Below are 16090 nucleotides of genomic sequence, written 5' to 3' on the forward strand. Positions count from 1 at the left end.
GCCCAATACGCATAATGCGCCCCGCAACGCCGATAAGGTAACGCGAAAAAAAGATGGCTACTTAGCTCAGCTGGTTAGAGCACAGCACTCATAATGCTGGGGTCACAGGTTCGATTCCCGTAGTAGCCACCATCTTTTTTTGCGGGAGTGGCGAAATTGGTAGACGCACCAGATTTAGGTTCTGGCGCCGCAAGGTGTGCGAGTTCAAGTCTCGCCTCCCGCACCATTCACCAGTAAGCGTTGCACGGATGGGGTATCGCCAAGCGGTAAGGCACCGGTTTTTGATACCGGCATTCCCTGGTTCGAATCCAGGTACCCCAGCCATATTTTTGATGTTTGCGGTTCACCGCGACGGTATTGGGGTATCGCCAAGCGGTAAGGCACCGGTTTTTGATACCGGCATTCCCTGGTTCGAATCCAGGTACCCCAGCCAGTCGGTGACTGGTTTGTAGTAAAATTTGGCTACTTAGCTCAGCTGGTTAGAGCACAGCACTCATAATGCTGGGGTCACAGGTTCGATTCCCGTAGTAGCCACCATATTTAAAGGCTGGTGTTCATGAGAACATTAACCTGAGTAAAAAATTGTTGGGGTATCGCCAAGCGGTAAGGCAGTGGATTCTGATTCCACCATTCCGAGGTTCGAATCCTCGTACCCCAGCCAATTTCAAAAAGTCGTTTGCTTTCGGGTAGACGCAAAGGTTGAAGTTTTATCGTTAACGCGTAAAATTTCACGCCTATTGGGGTATCGCCAAGCGGTAAGGCAGCGGATTCTGATTCCGCCATCCGAGGTTCGAATCCTTGTACCCCAGCCACATAAAAAAGCAAAAAGCTCGCTTCGGCGGGCTTTTTGCTTTTTTGGCTATTGCTGAAATAGAAAACGGCGGTTTCCCGCCGTCCTTTTACAGTCCTAACGCATATTTCAGCGCCTGGCGTTTGAGTACGCCAGCCCGTTCCGCCGCCATCAAACCGATATTACGCAGCACGCGTACCGGGCCCAGATCGTTACTGAACCCGGCATGGAACAAGTCCATGCCACTTTGCATAATAAAATTATCTGCCATACGGCGTGTCTGATAGCGTTTGAGCACCGAAAGGCTTGCCCAGTTTTCACCGTGGCTACGCGCCCTTGTCAGCACGTCTAGCAGGCAGTCTACATCGCGATAGCCGAGGTTTACCCCCTGCCCCGCCAGCGGATGGATGGTATGCGCTGCATCCCCCACCAGCGCGAGCCCTGGACGTACATATTGCAGTGCGTGGCGACGCGCGAGCGGGAACGCTCCGGCAGCGACGGGCATAACATGCCCCAGTCGGGATGGAAAATGTGCCGCGATCTCTTTCTGTAACTGCACCATGTTTAACGATTGCAACTGACGAATACGGGCAGGTGTGTCGTACCAGACCAGCGATGCCCAGTAGTCAAATAACGGCAGGAAAGCATGGGGACCTTTGGGGGTAAAGTGCTGCCAGGTACTCTCCCCGGGCGCGCGCTCACACTCTACGGTGATCAACATGCAGGATTGCTGATATTGCCAGGCGTGAATGCCGATACCGGCACACTGGCGCACCCGGGAATTCCCCCCATCAGCACCAATCACCAGCTTCGCCGAAAGCGTTTCGCCATCTTCAAATGTCAGCTCGTGAGACTCATCATTCTGTCGCATCGTACTGAGCGCCGCAGGCACGCGCAGCGTTACCAGTGGGTGGCGCTCCAGCGCTTCCCACAGCGCGCGCTGCAAGACATTGTTTTCGACCATATAGCCAAGCAACGGCAGTTTTAACTCACGCGCGTCGAAGACGACATGCGCGTTTTCCCATTCCCAGGTCTCCAGCCGCTCCCATGGATGACAACGCATCGCCTGAACCGCATCCCAGACGCCCAGCGTCTGGAGCAGCGTTACGGAAGAGGCGCTAATCGCCGAAATACGCACATCCGGTTGTGCCGTCGCGTCAAAGGCAGGCGGCGCATGTTGTTCAATGACCGTGACACTAAAACCCTGCTGCGCTAAACCCAACGCCAGCGCCCCGCCGACCATTCCGCCGCCGACAACCGCGACCTCAGTAGATTGATTTATCATGGCCCATTATCCTTAAACGAGAATCTCCTAAGTTTACCGGATTTTTTACATCTTGAGTCTGACAAGCGTCATACTGGTCAGCACGCGACCAAAGCATTACAATACGCGCCCTGCATTGGGCCATTAAACAAAGCATGAGCAAGTCGATGACAAAAAAACTCCACATCAAAACCTGGGGCTGTCAGATGAACGAGTACGATTCATCGAAGATGGCCGATCTGCTGGATGCCACTCACGGGTATCAACTCACCGAAGTGGCCGAAGAAGCAGATGTGCTGCTGCTTAATACCTGCTCAATCCGCGAGAAGGCGCAAGAGAAAGTCTTCCACCAGTTGGGGCGCTGGAAATTATTAAAGGAAAAAAATCCAGACCTGATCATTGGTGTCGGCGGTTGCGTCGCATCTCAGGAAGGCGACCATATTCGCCAGCGTGCCCACTATGTTGACATTATTTTTGGACCGCAAACGCTGCACCGTCTGCCGGAAATGATCAACTCCGTGCGCGGCAATCGCAGCCCGGTGGTGGATATCAGCTTCCCGGAAATCGAAAAATTCGACCGCCTGCCGGAACCGAAAGCCGAAGGTCCGACCGCCTTTGTCTCCATCATGGAAGGCTGCAATAAGTACTGTACTTACTGTGTCGTGCCCTACACCCGTGGCGAAGAGGTGAGCCGTCCGTGTGACGATATCCTTTTTGAAATCGCGCAACTGGCGGCACAAGGCGTACGTGAAGTTAACCTGCTGGGCCAAAACGTCAACGCCTGGCGCGGTGAGAATTACGACGGAAGCACCGGTTCCTTCGCCGATCTGCTGCGTCTGGTGGCGGCGATTGACGGTATTGACCGTATTCGTTTTACCACCAGCCACCCTATCGAATTCACCGACGATATTATTGATGTCTATCGCGATACGCCGGAGCTGGTGAGTTTCCTGCATCTGCCGGTACAAAGTGGTTCTGACCGCGTACTGAACCTGATGGGCCGTACCCATACCGCGCTGGAATACAAAGCGATCATCCGCAAACTGCGTGCCGCACGTCCGGACATTCAAATCAGCTCTGACTTTATCGTTGGCTTCCCTGGCGAAACGACCCAGGACTTCGAGCAGACCATGAAGCTGATTGCCGATGTGAATTTCGATATGAGTTACAGCTTTATTTTCTCCGCTCGTCCGGGAACGCCTGCGGCCGATATGGTTGATGATGTACCGGAAGAGGATAAAAAGCAGCGCCTGTATATTCTACAGGAACGTATCAACCAGCAGGCAATGGCCTGGAGCCGCCGGATGATCGGCACGACTCAGCGCATTCTGGTGGAAGGGACGTCCCGTAAGAGCATCATGGAGCTGTCAGGCCGTACCGAAAATAACCGTGTGGTGAACTTCGAAGGCAGACCGGAGATGATCGGGAAATTCGTTGACGTGGAAATCACCGACGTCTGGACAAACTCCCTGCGCGGTAAAGTGGTGCGTACCGAAGACGAAATGGGCCTGCGCATAGCGCAGTCGCCAGAATCGGTCATCGCCCGTACCCGTAAAGAGAATGATATCGGCGTTGGTCTCTACCAGCCTTAATCTTCACGGTTCTGGCTGCTCAACGTTGCAGAAAGACAGCAGGCAAGTGCCCGGTCGCAGAGATGATGCGACCGGAGCCCATGCAAAATCCACGAATCTGCGGCTGAGTATGACTGAGCAGCCCTTGCATTTCCCCTTCCCGCCCTTATATCCATCGCAATGCTTGCGCCTTTATTCCATGGCGTGAATAATTCTCTATAAGGCTGACGGCCTCAGGCTGTGTTAGCCAGGCTCCATTCGGCACTATCTGAATAAGAGGAACAGTTTGAACATAGATACCCGTGAAATTACCCTGACACCCGCGGACAATGCTCGCCTGCTGAGCCTGTGCGGACCGTTTGATGACAATATCAAACAGTTGGAACGGCGACTGGGCATCGAGATTAACCGTCGCGATAATCACTTCAAACTCACCGGACGTACCCTTTGCGTGAACGCTGCTGCAGATATTTTGCTCAGCCTCTATGTCGATACGGCCCCCATGCGTGGGCAAACTCAGGATATCGAACCGGAACAGATCCATCTGGCTATCAAAGAAGCCCGCGTGCTTGAACAGAGCGCGGAGAGCGTGCCGGAGTATGGAAAAGCGGTCAATATCAAAACCAAACGCGGCGTGATTAAACCCCGTACGCCAAATCAGGCGCAGTACATCGCCAATATTCTTGATCATGACATCACTTTTGGCGTGGGGCCGGCGGGTACAGGTAAAACGTATCTGGCGGTTGCCGCGGCGGTGGATGCGCTGGAACGTCAGGACGTTCGCCGTATTCTGCTGACCCGTCCAGCCGTGGAAGCCGGGGAAAAACTGGGCTTCCTGCCGGGTGATTTAAGCCAGAAAGTGGACCCCTATCTGCGACCGCTCTACGACGCGCTGTTCGAAATGCTCGGCTTTGAGAAAGTTGAGAAGCTGATTGAGCGTAATGTCATTGAAGTTGCGCCGCTGGCCTATATGCGTGGTCGCACGCTGAATGACGCTTTTATCATTCTTGATGAAAGCCAGAACACCACCATCGAACAGATGAAGATGTTCCTGACCCGTATTGGCTTTAACTCCAAAGCGGTCATCACCGGTGACGTGACGCAGATTGACCTGCCACGCAATGTTAAATCCGGCTTGCGCCACGCCATTGAAGTACTGGCGGAAGTCGAAGAAATCAGTTTTAACTTTTTCCATAGCGAAGACGTTGTCCGTCATCCTGTTGTCGCACGCATCGTGAATGCTTACGAAGCCTGGGAAGAGGCGGATCAAAAACGCCGGGCGGAACAGGCGGCCGAGCGCAAACGCGAAGCCCAGGAGCAGGAGCAAAAATGAGTCAGGTGATCCTCGATTTACAGCTGGCATGTGAAGAGAACGCCGGTTTGCCGGAAGAAGTACAGTTTCAGCGCTGGCTGGACGCGGTCATTCCGCAATTCCAGGAAGAAGCGGAAGTGACCATCCGTCTGGTGGATGAGGCGGAAAGTCATGAGTTAAACCTGACTTACCGTGGGAAAGACAAGCCGACAAATGTGCTATCTTTCCCGTTTGAAGCGCCGCCGGGCATCGAAATGCCGCTGCTGGGCGATCTGATCATTTGCCGCCAGGTGGTTGAGCAGGAAGCCAAAGAACAGGATAAACCGCTTGATGCGCACTGGGCGCATATGGTGATTCACGGTAGCCTGCATCTGCTGGGCTACGACCATATTGAAGATGACGAAGCCGAAGAGATGGAAGGACTCGAAACAGAGATAATGCTTGCTCTGGGGTATGAGGATCCGTACATTTCCGAGAAGGAGTAGTCTGTGCGGCAACCCATTGCCGTGCTGACAGAAAATGCTGCCAGGCGCTGAGTTTGCGCGTCCTGGCGACAGAACCACTAACATGAGAACCCAAACGACGCCATGAGCGACGACAATTCACACAGTAGCGACATTAACAACAAGAAGGGATTCTTCTCCCTTTTACTCAGCCAACTTTTTCACGGCGAACCTAAAAACCGTGATGAGTTACTGGAGCTGATCCGTGATTCCGGGCAGAACGAGCTTATCGATCAGGATACGCGCGAAATGCTCGAAGGGGTAATGGACATCGCCGACCAGCGCGTTCGCGACATCATGATCCCCCGCTCGCAAATGATTACCCTGAAACGCAACCAAAGCCTTGATGAATGTCTCGACGTTATCATTGAGTCTGCACACTCGCGTTTTCCGGTGATCAGCGAAGATAAGGATCACATTGAAGGGATTTTGATGGCCAAAGACTTGCTGCCGTTTATGCGCAGCGATGCCGAAGCCTTCAGCATGGAAAAAGTGTTACGTCAGGCCGTGGTGGTGCCGGAAAGCAAACGGGTTGACCGGATGCTCAAAGAGTTTCGCTCCCAGCGTTACCACATGGCTATTGTGATTGACGAGTTCGGCGGCGTCTCGGGCCTTGTCACTATCGAAGATATTCTTGAACTTATCGTCGGCGAAATCGAAGACGAATATGACGACGAAGAAGATATCGATTTCCGCCAGCTCAGCCGCCATACCTGGACCGTACGCGCTCTTGCGTCTATCGAAGATTTCAACGAAACCTTCGGCACCCACTTTAGCGATGACGAAGTCGATACTATTGGTGGTCTGGTCATGCAGGCCTTCGGGCATCTGCCTGCGCGTGGGGAATCCATTGATATTGATGGTTACCAATTTAAAGTCGCCATGGCGGACAGTCGACGTATTATTCAGGTTCATGTAAGAATGCCGGACGATTCCCCCGTTCCGAAATTGGATGAGTAATGTAAATGGCATTTGCCCCACTGTTTGAACGCCAGCGCGTACGTTTGCTGCTGGCGCTACTCTTCGGAGCCAGCGGAACGCTGGCTTTTTCTCCTTATGATATCTGGCCTGCCGCAATTGTTTCCCTGATGGGGTTGCAAGCGCTCACGCTTAACCGGCGTCCGGCGCAAGCCGCCTGGGTAGGTTATTTCTGGGGGCTCGGTCTGTTTGGCTCCGGTATTCACTGGGTTTATGTCAGCATCGCACAATTCGGTGGGATGCCCGGGCCGGTGAACGTCTTTCTGGTGGTACTGCTTGCCGCCTACCTTTCGCTCTATACCGGGCTATTCGCAGGCATGCTTTCCCGGTTGTGGCCCAAAACAACCTGGCTGCGCGTCGCGGTAGCGGCGCCGGTCATCTGGCAACTGAGTGAGTTTTTACGTGGCTGGGTGCTGACGGGTTTTCCCTGGCTGCAGTTTGGCTACAGCCAGATTGACGGGCCACTGAAAGGGCTGGCGCCGATATTAGGCGTTGATGCCATTACCTTCCTGTTGATGTCGGTAAGCGGTTTACTGGTCCTCGCGGCGGCGACACGCTGCTGGCGTCCTTTCATCGTGGCGCTGGTGCTCTTTGCTCTGCCCTTCCCGCTGCGCTATATCCAGTGGTATCAGTTGCTGCCGGAAAGAACGACGCAGGTATCGCTGGTACAAGGCAATATCCCGCAAGCGCTCAAGTGGGATGAAGGTCAATTGCTGGATACGCTGAAAATCTACCTCAATGCCAGCCAGCCGGAATTGGGCAAATCACAGCTTATAATCTGGCCGGAATCTGCCATTTCTGATCTCGAAATCAACCAACAGCGCTTCCTGGGCATGATGGATGATTTGATGCGCAAGAATGACAGCTCGCTTATCACCGGGATTGTGGACGCGCGTCTTAATCAGCAGAACCGTTACGACACCTACAACACCGTCATCACTCTTGGAAAAGACAGCGCCTATAGCTACAGCTCTACCGACCGCTATAACAAAAATCACCTGGTACCTTTTGGTGAGTTTGTCCCGCTGGAATCTATCCTGCGCCCGTTGGCTCCGTTTTTTGATCTGCCCATGTCTTCATTCAGTCGCGGACCATACATTCAGCCTCCGCTGTCTGCCCACGGTTATAAGCTGACGCCGGCCATCTGCTACGAAATTATCCTCGGTGAGCAGGTGCGAGATAATTTCCGTCCGGATACTGATTTCCTGCTGACCATCTCGAATGATGCCTGGTTTGGTAAATCGATCGGCCCGTGGCAACACTTCCAGATGGCGCGGATGCGCTCGCTGGAACTGGCGCGCCCGCTGCTGCGCAGCACGAATAATGGCATTACAGCGGTGATTGGGCCAACCGGTGAGATCCAGGCGATGCTCCCGCAGTTCACCCGGCAAGTGCTGACCACCAAAGTCACTCCGACCTCCGGCCTGACCCCTTATGCCCGCATGGGTAATTGGCCTCTGTGGCTTCTGACCGCGTTGCTCGGTTTTGGCGGGCTAATCATGAGCCTGCGGCAACGCCGCAAGTAATTACCCCTTCCGCGCCCTCTTTCTGACCAGAGAGGGCGCTTTCACCCTCTTTTCCTCAAATGCCATTTCTGGCACATCAATTGCAAAATAAATCCATGTAATGGCGATTTTCCCCGATGTGCGGATAGCACGCACTATGACGGATCGCATACAGCACTAAAGTGGTGCAACGGGAGATTTTTGCCTTCAAACGGTGCGGTACACTTCGCAAAAACAAACAATACCGCAGCAAAATCTTTACATTAAGCCAAACTAAATGCTAACAAACGCATACAACACTGCACGCATTTGCAGCAGGATATAACAAACACAACACTCACAATGGGTATCAATGCGTCTCTGGCGCGACGATAAAGGAGTTGGATATGCAATTACGTAAACTGGCCACAGCAATGCTGGTTATGGGAATGTCTGCGGGTCTGGCGCATGCCGCCGATGAGGCGAAACCTGCCGACGCGGCAGCCGCCCCGGCTGAGGCGCAACAGCCTACGCTTGAAAAAATTGCCAAAAACGGCGTGATCGTGGTCGGGCACCGTGAATCTTCCGTACCGTTCTCCTATTACGACAACGAGCAAAAAGTTGTGGGTTACTCTCAGGACTACTCCAACGCTATCGTTGAAGCAGTGAAGAAAAAGCTCAACAAGCCTGACCTGCAAGTTAAATTGATTCCAATTACCTCACAAAACCGTATTCCGCTGCTGCAAAACGGCACCTTCGATTTCGAATGCGGTTCGACCACCAACAACCTGGAACGTCAGAAGCAGGCTGCATTCTCTGACACTATCTTTGTTGTCGGTACTCGTCTTCTGGTCAAAAAAGGCGGCGACATTAAAGACTTCCCGGATCTGAAAGGCAAAGCGGTGGTTGTGACCTCCGGTACAACGTCTGAGATCCTGCTGCACAAGCTGAATGACGAACAGAAAATGGACATGCGCATTATCAGCGCCAAAGACCATGGCGACTCTTTCCGTACTCTGGAAAGCGGTCGTGCAGTGGCCTTTATGATGGATGACGCTCTGTTGGCGGGTGAACGTGCGAAAGCGAAGAAAGCGGATAACTGGGATATCGTGGGCAAACCGCAATCACAGGAAGCTTACGGCTGCATGCTGCGTAAAGGCGATACTGAGTTCAAAAAGCTGATGGATGACACCATCGCTAAGGCGCAGACCTCCGGTGAAGCGGAAAAATGGTTTGATAAATGGTTCAAAAACCCTATTCCGCCAAAAAACCTGAACCTCAATTTCGCACTCTCTGACGAGATGAAAGCACTGTTCAAAGAACCGAATGATAAGGCTCTGAACTAATTAACAAAAAGAATACACACATTTACTGATGCTGTATTCGGGCTGCGATTGAACGGATCCCCAAAGGCCCCCAAATATCATGGTCGGGGTAGGTCAAAGCAACCCGTACAAAGCGGTATCGTGGATGAAGTGTAGTCAGGGGCGGGATAACCAGCCCTCTCGATTGTTGAAGTAGCACGGACAGACTATACGTTGAATGGTCGTTCCCCATTCGACGCGAACACAAGCTCTTCGCACAATCTTCGAGGGTAGCGCTGCTACCCTTTTTTTTCCGGAGTAGATTTATGTCCATAGACTGGAACTGGGGAATTTTCCTGCAACAAGCCCCGTTCGGCAACACAACCTATCTCGGCTGGCTGTGGAGCGGTTTTCAGGTCACGATCGCGCTGTCGATCACTGCCTGGATCATCGCGTTCCTGGTGGGCTCTCTGTTTGGTATTCTGCGAACCGTTCCCAATCGTATCCTGTCCGGTATCGGTACTTGCTACGTGGAGCTGTTCCGTAACGTCCCGCTGATCGTGCAATTCTTTACCTGGTATCTGGTGGTACCGGAACTGCTGCCGGAAAACATTGGCATGTGGTTCAAATCCGAATTGGATCCCAATATTCAGTTCTTTGTCTCTTCGATGGTCTGCCTTGGCTTGTTCACCGCTGCACGCGTCTGCGAGCAGGTCCGTGCGGCGATTCAATCGTTACCACGCGGGCAGAAAAACGCGGGGCTCGCCATGGGGCTGACGCTGCCGCAAACGTACCGCTATGTCCTGTTGCCGAATGCCTATCGCGTCATCGTCCCACCAATGACCTCGGAGATGATGAACCTCGTAAAAAACTCGGCCATCGCATCCACTATCGGGCTGGTGGATATGGCGGCACAGGCGGGTAAGCTGCTGGATTATTCCGCTCACGCCTGGGAGTCTTTCACCGCGATTACCGTCGCGTATGTATTAATTAACGCCTTCATTATGTTGGTGATGAATCTGGTAGAACGCAAAATTCGCCTGCCGGGCAATATGGGGGGCAAATAATGTACGAATTTGACTGGAGTTCAATCATCCCGTCCATTCCTTATCTGTTGGCGGGGCTGGTGATTACCTTAAAGATTACCGTGACGGCCATTATCGTCGGGATTGTCTGGGGGACTCTGCTGGCGGTAATGCGCCTGTCCAGCTTTGCCCCCATCGCCTGGTTTGCAAAAGCCTATGTGAACGTCTTCCGCTCCATTCCACTGGTTATGGTGCTGCTGTGGTTCTATCTGATTGTGCCGGGACTGCTGCAAAACGTGCTGGGTCTGTCGCCAAAATCGGATATCCGCCTGATATCAGCAATGGTGGCATTCTCCATGTTCGAGGCCGCCTACTATTCTGAGATCATCCGTGCCGGTATACAGAGTATCTCTCGCGGGCAGTCAAGTGCAGCGCTGGCGCTGGGCATGACCCACTGGCAGTCGATGAAATTGATCATTCTGCCGCAGGCATTCCGGGCGATGGTCCCACTGCTTCTGACCCAGGGAATTGTCCTGTTCCAGGATACCTCGCTGGTCTACGTATTAAGCCTCGCGGACTTCTTCCGTACCGCGTCCACCATTGGCGAGCGCGACGGGACACAAGTTGAAATGATCCTGTTTGCCGGTGCCGTCTATTTTGCTATTAGCTTGAGTGCATCGTTGTTGGTCAGCTATTTGAAGAAAAGGACAGTTTAATGATTACCCTGAAAAATGTTTCTAAATGGTATGGTCACTTTCAGGTGCTGACCGACTGCTCCACGGAAGTGAAAAAAGGCGAAGTGGTGGTCGTTTGCGGTCCATCCGGTTCAGGCAAATCGACCCTGATCAAAACGGTGAACGGCCTTGAGCCCGTGCAGAAAGGGGAAATTATCGTCAACGGCACCACCGTGAATGATAAAAAAACCAACCTGGCCAAACTACGTTCTCATGTCGGGATGGTGTTCCAGCATTTTGAACTTTTCCCGCATCTGTCGATCATTGAGAACCTGACGCTGGCACAGGTCAAAGTGCTTAAACGCGATAAAACCGCTGCGCGCGAGAAAGGACTGAAACTGTTAGAGCGCGTTGGCTTGTCTGCCCATGCCAACAAATTTCCGGCGCAGCTTTCCGGTGGTCAGCAGCAGCGTGTGGCGATTGCCCGCGCGCTGTGTATGGATCCGGTCGCGATGCTGTTTGATGAACCGACATCTGCCCTTGACCCGGAAATGATCAACGAGGTGCTGGACGTTATGGTTGAACTGGCCAATGAGGGGATGACCATGATGGTGGTCACTCACGAAATGGGTTTTGCCCGCAAGGTGGCGCACCGGGTTATCTTTATGGATGAAGGGAAAATAGTTGAAGATTCGGCGAAAGAAGAGTTCTTCGCCAATCCGAAATCTGAACGCGCGAAAGACTTCCTCGCCAAAATCCTGCATTAATCGCTCCGACGCGCATTCATCAGAATGCGCGTCTCATCACGCTTTACTGTTTCACTTCTCGTCTGATTTACAGCAACGTTTTAACCTTGTCGCACACTAATGCTAACAAGGAGTTGCTATGGCTCAGCCCATCATTCTTGATTGCGATCCTGGTCATGATGACGCAATCGCAATTGTTCTTGCTCTCGCCTCACCCGAACTCGATGTAAAAGCCATCACTTCCTCTGCGGGAAATCAGACACCGGAGAAGACTCTGCGTAATGTGCTGCGCATGCTCACCCTGCTCAATCGTAGCGATATCCCGGTGGCGGGTGGTGCCATTAAGCCCCTGATGCGTGAACTGATTATCGCGGACAACGTGCATGGCGAAAGCGGTCTGGATGGCCCTGCCCTGCCGGAGCCCTCTTTTGCACCCCAGTCGTGTACCGCCGTAGAACTGATGGCGACAGTGCTACGTAACAGCCCTGCTCCAGTCACTATTGTCTCCACCGGCCCCCAAACCAACGTAGCCTTGCTGCTAAACAGTCATCCGGAGTTGCACAGCAAAATCAATCGCATTGTGATCATGGGCGGTGCGATGTCGCTTGGGAACTGGACCCCTGCGGCGGAATTTAATATCTATGTCGACCCGGAAGCCGCCGAAATTGTCTTCCAGTCGGGCATTCCGGTGGTGATGGCAGGTCTGGATGTCACGCATCGGGCGCAAATCCACGCGGATGACATTGCGCGTTTTCGTGCCATAGACAACCCAATATCTAGCATTGTGGCCGAATTGCTCGACTTTTTTATGGAGTACCACAAACAGGAAAAATGGGGATTTGTTGGCGCGCCATTGCATGACCCATGTACTATCGCCTGGCTGCTGAAACCGGACCTCTTCACCACCGTGGAACGCTGGGTGGGGGTAGAAACGCAGGGCAAATATACCCAGGGGATGACGGTGGTGGATTACTATTTCCTGACGGGAAATAAACCGAATGCCACCGTGATGGTCGATGTCGACCGCGAAGGGTTTGTGGATTTACTGGCAGAACGTCTGACATTTTACACTGCGGCCTGATGCCCCCACCCCACCCCTCTCCGATCTGGAGAGGGTGCAAGCATTAAAACGTTGTGCGTTTACCTAGGGCTCAAAGGGCCTTCTCTGGAACTGGTCATGTCCGCATTTCGGACACAGTGGCAGCACATCCGGCGTATAAATAGCCAGATGGAAGTGACATTTCTCGCACACCAGATTGCCAAGCCCCACGACTTCGCCGCTGTGGTAAACCCCATGATGATTAAGGTCCTGGAAAACTTCACGCCACTCCAGTTGCGTTTTATCGGTGATATCCGCCAGTTCCTGCCATAAGCTCTCTTTGATAACCCGCATAAACACGCTGTCGGTGACATCGTCCTGGCTTTCTTCATAACTGCGAGCAAACTCTTCCAGGTCGCGGCGCACCGCGCGCGTTAACTCTTCGATTTCAGTACGCGTTAGCTCCCCGGTCTGGCTTACTCGTTGACGTGCCTGGGCTACCAGCGCATCAACATCCCTTTCGCCATTGCGTAGCCGCTCGGTCAATGATGCAACCAGTTCGCGATAATATTGAGCAACCTTGTTCATTGTTTTCCTCTCCCGGGCAGTTAACCTGTTCTAATAATAGACGTTATTTACCGTTGGCTTTGTCAATTACCCCACAGAGTGCGTAAATTCTCGTCGAGGGCTTTTCACAGGCTAAATGTGCGAAAGGCTGTTGTGACGAAGTCGTTTGGGCTATGCTATGCGGATCTGAAAAACCACGTAAAACGCTACATTTGTAGCTGTATCGCAAATACAGGACCACTGGCTGCCATGCAAGAGCAATACCGCCCGGAAGAGATAGAATCCAAAGTCCAGCTTCACTGGGAAGAGAAGCGTACCTTCGAAGTAACTGAAGACGAGAGCAAAGAAAAATATTACTGCCTGTCGATGCTTCCCTATCCTTCTGGCCGACTACACATGGGCCACGTGCGTAACTACACCATCGGTGATGTGATTTCCCGTTACCAGCGCATGCTGGGCAAGAACGTGTTGCAGCCGATTGGCTGGGATGCGTTCGGTCTGCCTGCCGAAGGTGCGGCGGTGAAAAACAACACGGCCCCGGCACCGTGGACGTACGACAATATCGCGTACATGAAAAACCAGCTCAAAATGCTGGGCTTCGGCTATGACTGGAGCCGCGAGCTGGCCACTTGTACCCCGGAATACTATCGCTGGGAACAGAAGTTCTTCACTGAACTGTATAAAAAAGGCCTGGTGTATAAGAAAACGTCCGCAGTGAACTGGTGCCCGAATGACCAGACCGTGCTGGCGAACGAACAGGTTATCGACGGCTGCTGCTGGCGCTGCGACACCAAAGTTGAGCGTAAAGAGATCCCGCAGTGGTTTATCAAAATCACCGCCTATGCCGAAGAACTGCTCAACGACCTGGATCATATGGATCAGTGGCCTGACACGGTGAAAACCATGCAGCGCAACTGGATTGGTCGTTCCGAAGGCGTGGAAATCACCTTTAACGTTAACGGCTATGACAAAACGCTGACCGTTTACACAACCCGCCCGGACACCTTTATGGGTGCCACTTATCTGGCGGTGGCGGCTGGTCACCCGCTGGCGCAGAAAGCGGCGGCAACCAATGCTGAACTGGCAGCCTTTATCGACGAATGCCGTACTACCAAAGTGGCCGAAGCAGATATGGCGACCATGGAGAAAAAAGGCGTCGATACCGGCTTTAAAGCCGTTCATCCATTAACCGGCGAAGAGATTCCGGTTTGGGCAGCAAACTTCGTGCTGATGGAGTACGGTACTGGTGCCGTGATGGCCGTTCCGGGTCATGACCAGCGCGACTATGAATTTGCCAGCAAATACAATCTGCCGATCAAAGCGGTCATTCTGGCAGCAGACGGTTCTGAACCCGATCTGTCAGAACAAGCGCTGACCGAAAAAGGCACCCTCTTCAATTCTGGCGAATTCAGCGGCCTGAGCTTTGAAGAAGGTTTCAATGCCATTGCCGACAAACTGGCGGCCAAAGGCGTTGGCGAGCGCAAAATCAACTATCGTCTGCGTGACTGGGGCGTTTCCCGTCAGCGTTACTGGGGCGCGCCAATTCCGATGGTGACGCTGGAAGACGGTACTGTGATCCCAACGCCAGAAGATCAGATCCCGGTGATTCTGCCAGAAGATGTGGTCATGGACGGCATCACCAGCCCGATCAAAGCCGATCCTGAGTGGGCGAAAACCACCGTCAACGGCCAGCCCGCGCTGCGAGAAACCGATACTTTCGACACCTTTATGGAGTCCTCCTGGTACTACGCGCGTTACACCTGCCCGCAGTACAAAGAAGGCATGCTGGACCCGAAAGCGGCTAACTACTGGCTGCCGGTTGATATCTACATTGGCGGTATCGAACACGCCATTATGCACCTGCTCTACTTCCGCTTCTTCCATAAGCTGATGCGCGACGCAGGTATGGTGAACTCTGACGAACCTGCAAAACAGTTGCTGTGTCAGGGCATGGTACTGGCAGACGCGTTCTACTACGTTGGCGAAAACGGCGAGCGTAACTGGGTTTCACCGAAAGAAGCCATCGTTGAGCGCGACGAGAAAGGCCGTATCGTGAAGGCGAAAGACGCGGCGGGCCATGAGCTGGTGTACACCGGCATGAGCAAAATGTCCAAGTCGAAAAATAACGGTATCGACCCGCAGGAAATGGTGGAACGCTATGGTGCAGACACCGTGCGTCTGTTTATGATGTTCGCTTCGCCGGCAGATATGACGCTGGAATGGCAGGAGTCCGGCGTGGAAGGGGCAAATCGCTTCCTGAAACGCGTCTGGAAACTGGCTTATGAACATAAAGCACTCGGCCCGGTTGTAGCACTGGATATCAGCGCACTGAACGAAGACCAGCAGGCGCTGCGCCGCGATGTTCACAAAACTATCGCTAAAGTCACGGATGATATTGGTCGTCGTCAGACCTTCAACACCGCGATTGCGGCGATTATGGAGCTGATGAACAAACTGGCGAAAGCGCCGACCGAAGGCGAGCAAGATCGTGCTCTGCTGCAGGAAGCGCTGCTGGCGGTTGTCCGTATGCTTAACCCGTTCACGCCACATGCGAGCTTTACCCTGTGGAAAGAACTGGGCGGCGAAGGCGATATCGACAACGCGCCGTGGCCGGTTGCAGACGACGCGGCGATGGTTGAAAACACCACGCTGGTTGTCGTGCAGGTTAACGGTAAAGTGCGCGGTAAAATCACCGTTGCCGTTGACGCGACCGAAGAACAGGTCCGTGAACGTGCAGGCCAGGAACCGCTGGTCGCAAAATATCTTGATGGCGTTTCCTTGCGTAAAGTGATTTACGTACCGGGTAAACTGCTTAATCTGGTCGTTGGCTAAG

General features: G+C 53.2%; 13 protein-coding genes and 7 tRNA genes. 18 read left to right on the forward strand and 2 right to left on the reverse strand.

Annotated features, from left to right (window positions below):
* Window positions 1-55: 55 nt before the first annotated feature.
* From ACS0RQ_RS19620 to ACS0RQ_RS19650, 7 genes are all read left to right on the forward strand, one after another.
* Window positions 56-132, forward strand: a tRNA-Met gene (locus ACS0RQ_RS19620).
* Window positions 133-141: 9 nt separating this feature from the next.
* A tRNA-Leu gene (locus ACS0RQ_RS19625) sits at window positions 142-226 on the forward strand.
* A 23-nt stretch (window positions 227-249) separates the two neighbouring features.
* Window positions 250-324, forward strand: a tRNA-Gln gene (locus ACS0RQ_RS19630).
* A 34-nt stretch (window positions 325-358) separates the two neighbouring features.
* A tRNA-Gln gene (locus ACS0RQ_RS19635) sits at window positions 359-433 on the forward strand.
* A gap of 27 nt (window positions 434-460) precedes the next feature.
* Window positions 461-537 (forward strand) — tRNA-Met (locus ACS0RQ_RS19640).
* Between the two features lie 49 nt (window positions 538-586).
* Window positions 587-661, forward strand: a tRNA-Gln gene (locus tag ACS0RQ_RS19645).
* Between the two features lie 77 nt (window positions 662-738).
* A tRNA-Gln gene (locus ACS0RQ_RS19650) sits at window positions 739-812 on the forward strand.
* Window positions 813-899: 87 nt separating this feature from the next.
* On the opposite strand, the gene ubiF is transcribed toward ACS0RQ_RS19650, so the two are convergent.
* Complete coding sequence (gene ubiF / locus ACS0RQ_RS19655; protein ID WP_271850833.1) at window positions 900-2075, reverse strand: 3-demethoxyubiquinol 3-hydroxylase; 1176 nt, start codon at window positions 2073-2075, stop codon at window positions 900-902.
* Between the two features lie 146 nt (window positions 2076-2221).
* Between ubiF and miaB the strand changes: the two genes are divergently transcribed.
* From miaB to rihA, 10 genes are all read left to right on the forward strand, one after another.
* Window positions 2222-3646 carry a tRNA (N6-isopentenyl adenosine(37)-C2)-methylthiotransferase MiaB gene (miaB, locus tag ACS0RQ_RS19660; protein WP_041852118.1) on the forward strand — a complete coding sequence of 475 codons (1425 nt, stop codon included), beginning with the start codon at window positions 2222-2224 and terminating at the stop codon, window positions 3644-3646.
* Window positions 3647-3911: 265 nt separating this feature from the next.
* Window positions 3912-4958: a PhoH family protein gene (locus ACS0RQ_RS19665; RefSeq protein WP_041852119.1), complete on the forward strand. Its 1047-nt coding sequence runs from the start codon at window positions 3912-3914 to the stop codon at window positions 4956-4958.
* Window positions 4955-5422 carry an rRNA maturation RNase YbeY gene (gene ybeY, locus ACS0RQ_RS19670; protein WP_271850832.1) on the forward strand — a complete coding sequence of 156 codons (468 nt, stop codon included), beginning with the start codon at window positions 4955-4957 and terminating at the stop codon, window positions 5420-5422. Before ACS0RQ_RS19665 ends, ybeY begins: the two co-directional genes overlap by 4 nt.
* 102 nt (window positions 5423-5524) lie before the next feature.
* Window positions 5525-6400, forward strand: a complete 876-nt coding sequence (gene corC / locus ACS0RQ_RS19675; protein ID WP_041852121.1) for a CNNM family magnesium/cobalt transport protein CorC — start codon at window positions 5525-5527, stop codon at window positions 6398-6400.
* A gap of 5 nt (window positions 6401-6405) precedes the next feature.
* A complete protein-coding gene (gene lnt, locus ACS0RQ_RS19680; RefSeq protein WP_271850830.1) occupies window positions 6406-7944 on the forward strand; it encodes an apolipoprotein N-acyltransferase in 1539 nt (512 codons plus the stop codon).
* A gap of 365 nt (window positions 7945-8309) precedes the next feature.
* Window positions 8310-9248, forward strand: a complete 939-nt coding sequence (locus ACS0RQ_RS19685) for an amino acid ABC transporter substrate-binding protein (protein ID WP_071193864.1) — start codon at window positions 8310-8312, stop codon at window positions 9246-9248.
* Between the two features lie 284 nt (window positions 9249-9532).
* Window positions 9533-10273, forward strand: coding sequence for an amino acid ABC transporter permease (locus tag ACS0RQ_RS19690; RefSeq protein ID WP_041852124.1), 741 nt, complete (start codon window positions 9533-9535; stop codon window positions 10271-10273).
* Window positions 10273-10947, forward strand: coding sequence for a glutamate/aspartate ABC transporter permease GltK (gltK, locus tag ACS0RQ_RS19695; RefSeq protein WP_041852125.1), 675 nt, complete (start codon window positions 10273-10275; stop codon window positions 10945-10947). The genes ACS0RQ_RS19690 and gltK overlap by 1 nt, the downstream gene beginning before the upstream one ends.
* Window positions 10947-11672, forward strand: a complete 726-nt coding sequence (locus ACS0RQ_RS19700) for an amino acid ABC transporter ATP-binding protein (RefSeq protein ID WP_041852126.1) — start codon at window positions 10947-10949, stop codon at window positions 11670-11672. The genes gltK and ACS0RQ_RS19700 overlap by 1 nt, the downstream gene beginning before the upstream one ends.
* 118 nt (window positions 11673-11790) lie before the next feature.
* Window positions 11791-12732 (forward strand): pyrimidine-specific ribonucleoside hydrolase RihA, encoded by a 942-nt coding sequence (gene rihA / locus ACS0RQ_RS19705; RefSeq protein WP_271850828.1) that lies wholly within the window; start codon window positions 11791-11793, stop codon window positions 12730-12732.
* A 63-nt stretch (window positions 12733-12795) separates the two neighbouring features.
* Here rihA and ACS0RQ_RS19710 read toward each other — a convergent pair whose 3' ends face one another.
* Complete coding sequence (locus tag ACS0RQ_RS19710; protein ID WP_041852128.1) at window positions 12796-13278, reverse strand: zinc ribbon-containing protein; 483 nt, start codon at window positions 13276-13278, stop codon at window positions 12796-12798.
* Between the two features lie 228 nt (window positions 13279-13506).
* Between ACS0RQ_RS19710 and leuS the strand changes: the two genes are divergently transcribed.
* Window positions 13507-16089, forward strand: a complete 2583-nt coding sequence (leuS, locus tag ACS0RQ_RS19715; RefSeq protein WP_271850827.1) for a leucine--tRNA ligase — start codon at window positions 13507-13509, stop codon at window positions 16087-16089.
* The last annotated feature ends 1 nt before the right edge of the window (window position 16090 follow it).

The sequence above is a fragment of the Phytobacter diazotrophicus genome, assembly GCF_052061655.1.
GTDB classification, from domain to species: Bacteria; Pseudomonadota; Gammaproteobacteria; order Enterobacterales; family Enterobacteriaceae; genus Phytobacter; species Phytobacter diazotrophicus.

Excerpts from the sequence above, each read along its gene's own strand:
- ubiF (WP_271850833.1), bottom strand. The coding sequence starts at position 2,075 with ATGATAAATCAATCTACTGAGGTCGCGGTTGTCGGCGGCGGAATGGTC.
- miaB (WP_041852118.1), top strand. The coding sequence starts at position 2,222 with ATGACAAAAAAACTCCACATCAAAACCTGGGGCTGTCAGATGAACGAG.
- ybeY (WP_271850832.1), top strand. The coding sequence starts at position 4,955 with ATGAGTCAGGTGATCCTCGATTTACAGCTGGCATGTGAAGAGAACGCC.
- corC (WP_041852121.1), top strand. The coding sequence starts at position 5,525 with ATGAGCGACGACAATTCACACAGTAGCGACATTAACAACAAGAAGGGA.
- lnt (WP_271850830.1), top strand. The coding sequence starts at position 6,406 with ATGGCATTTGCCCCACTGTTTGAACGCCAGCGCGTACGTTTGCTGCTG.
- ACS0RQ_RS19685 (WP_071193864.1), top strand. The coding sequence starts at position 8,310 with ATGCAATTACGTAAACTGGCCACAGCAATGCTGGTTATGGGAATGTCT.
- ACS0RQ_RS19690 (WP_041852124.1), top strand. The coding sequence starts at position 9,533 with ATGTCCATAGACTGGAACTGGGGAATTTTCCTGCAACAAGCCCCGTTC.
- gltK (WP_041852125.1), top strand. The coding sequence starts at position 10,273 with ATGTACGAATTTGACTGGAGTTCAATCATCCCGTCCATTCCTTATCTG.
- ACS0RQ_RS19700 (WP_041852126.1), top strand. The coding sequence starts at position 10,947 with ATGATTACCCTGAAAAATGTTTCTAAATGGTATGGTCACTTTCAGGTG.
- rihA (WP_271850828.1), top strand. The coding sequence starts at position 11,791 with ATGGCTCAGCCCATCATTCTTGATTGCGATCCTGGTCATGATGACGCA.
- ACS0RQ_RS19710 (WP_041852128.1), bottom strand. The coding sequence starts at position 13,278 with ATGAACAAGGTTGCTCAATATTATCGCGAACTGGTTGCATCATTGACC.
- leuS (WP_271850827.1), top strand. The coding sequence starts at position 13,507 with ATGCAAGAGCAATACCGCCCGGAAGAGATAGAATCCAAAGTCCAGCTT.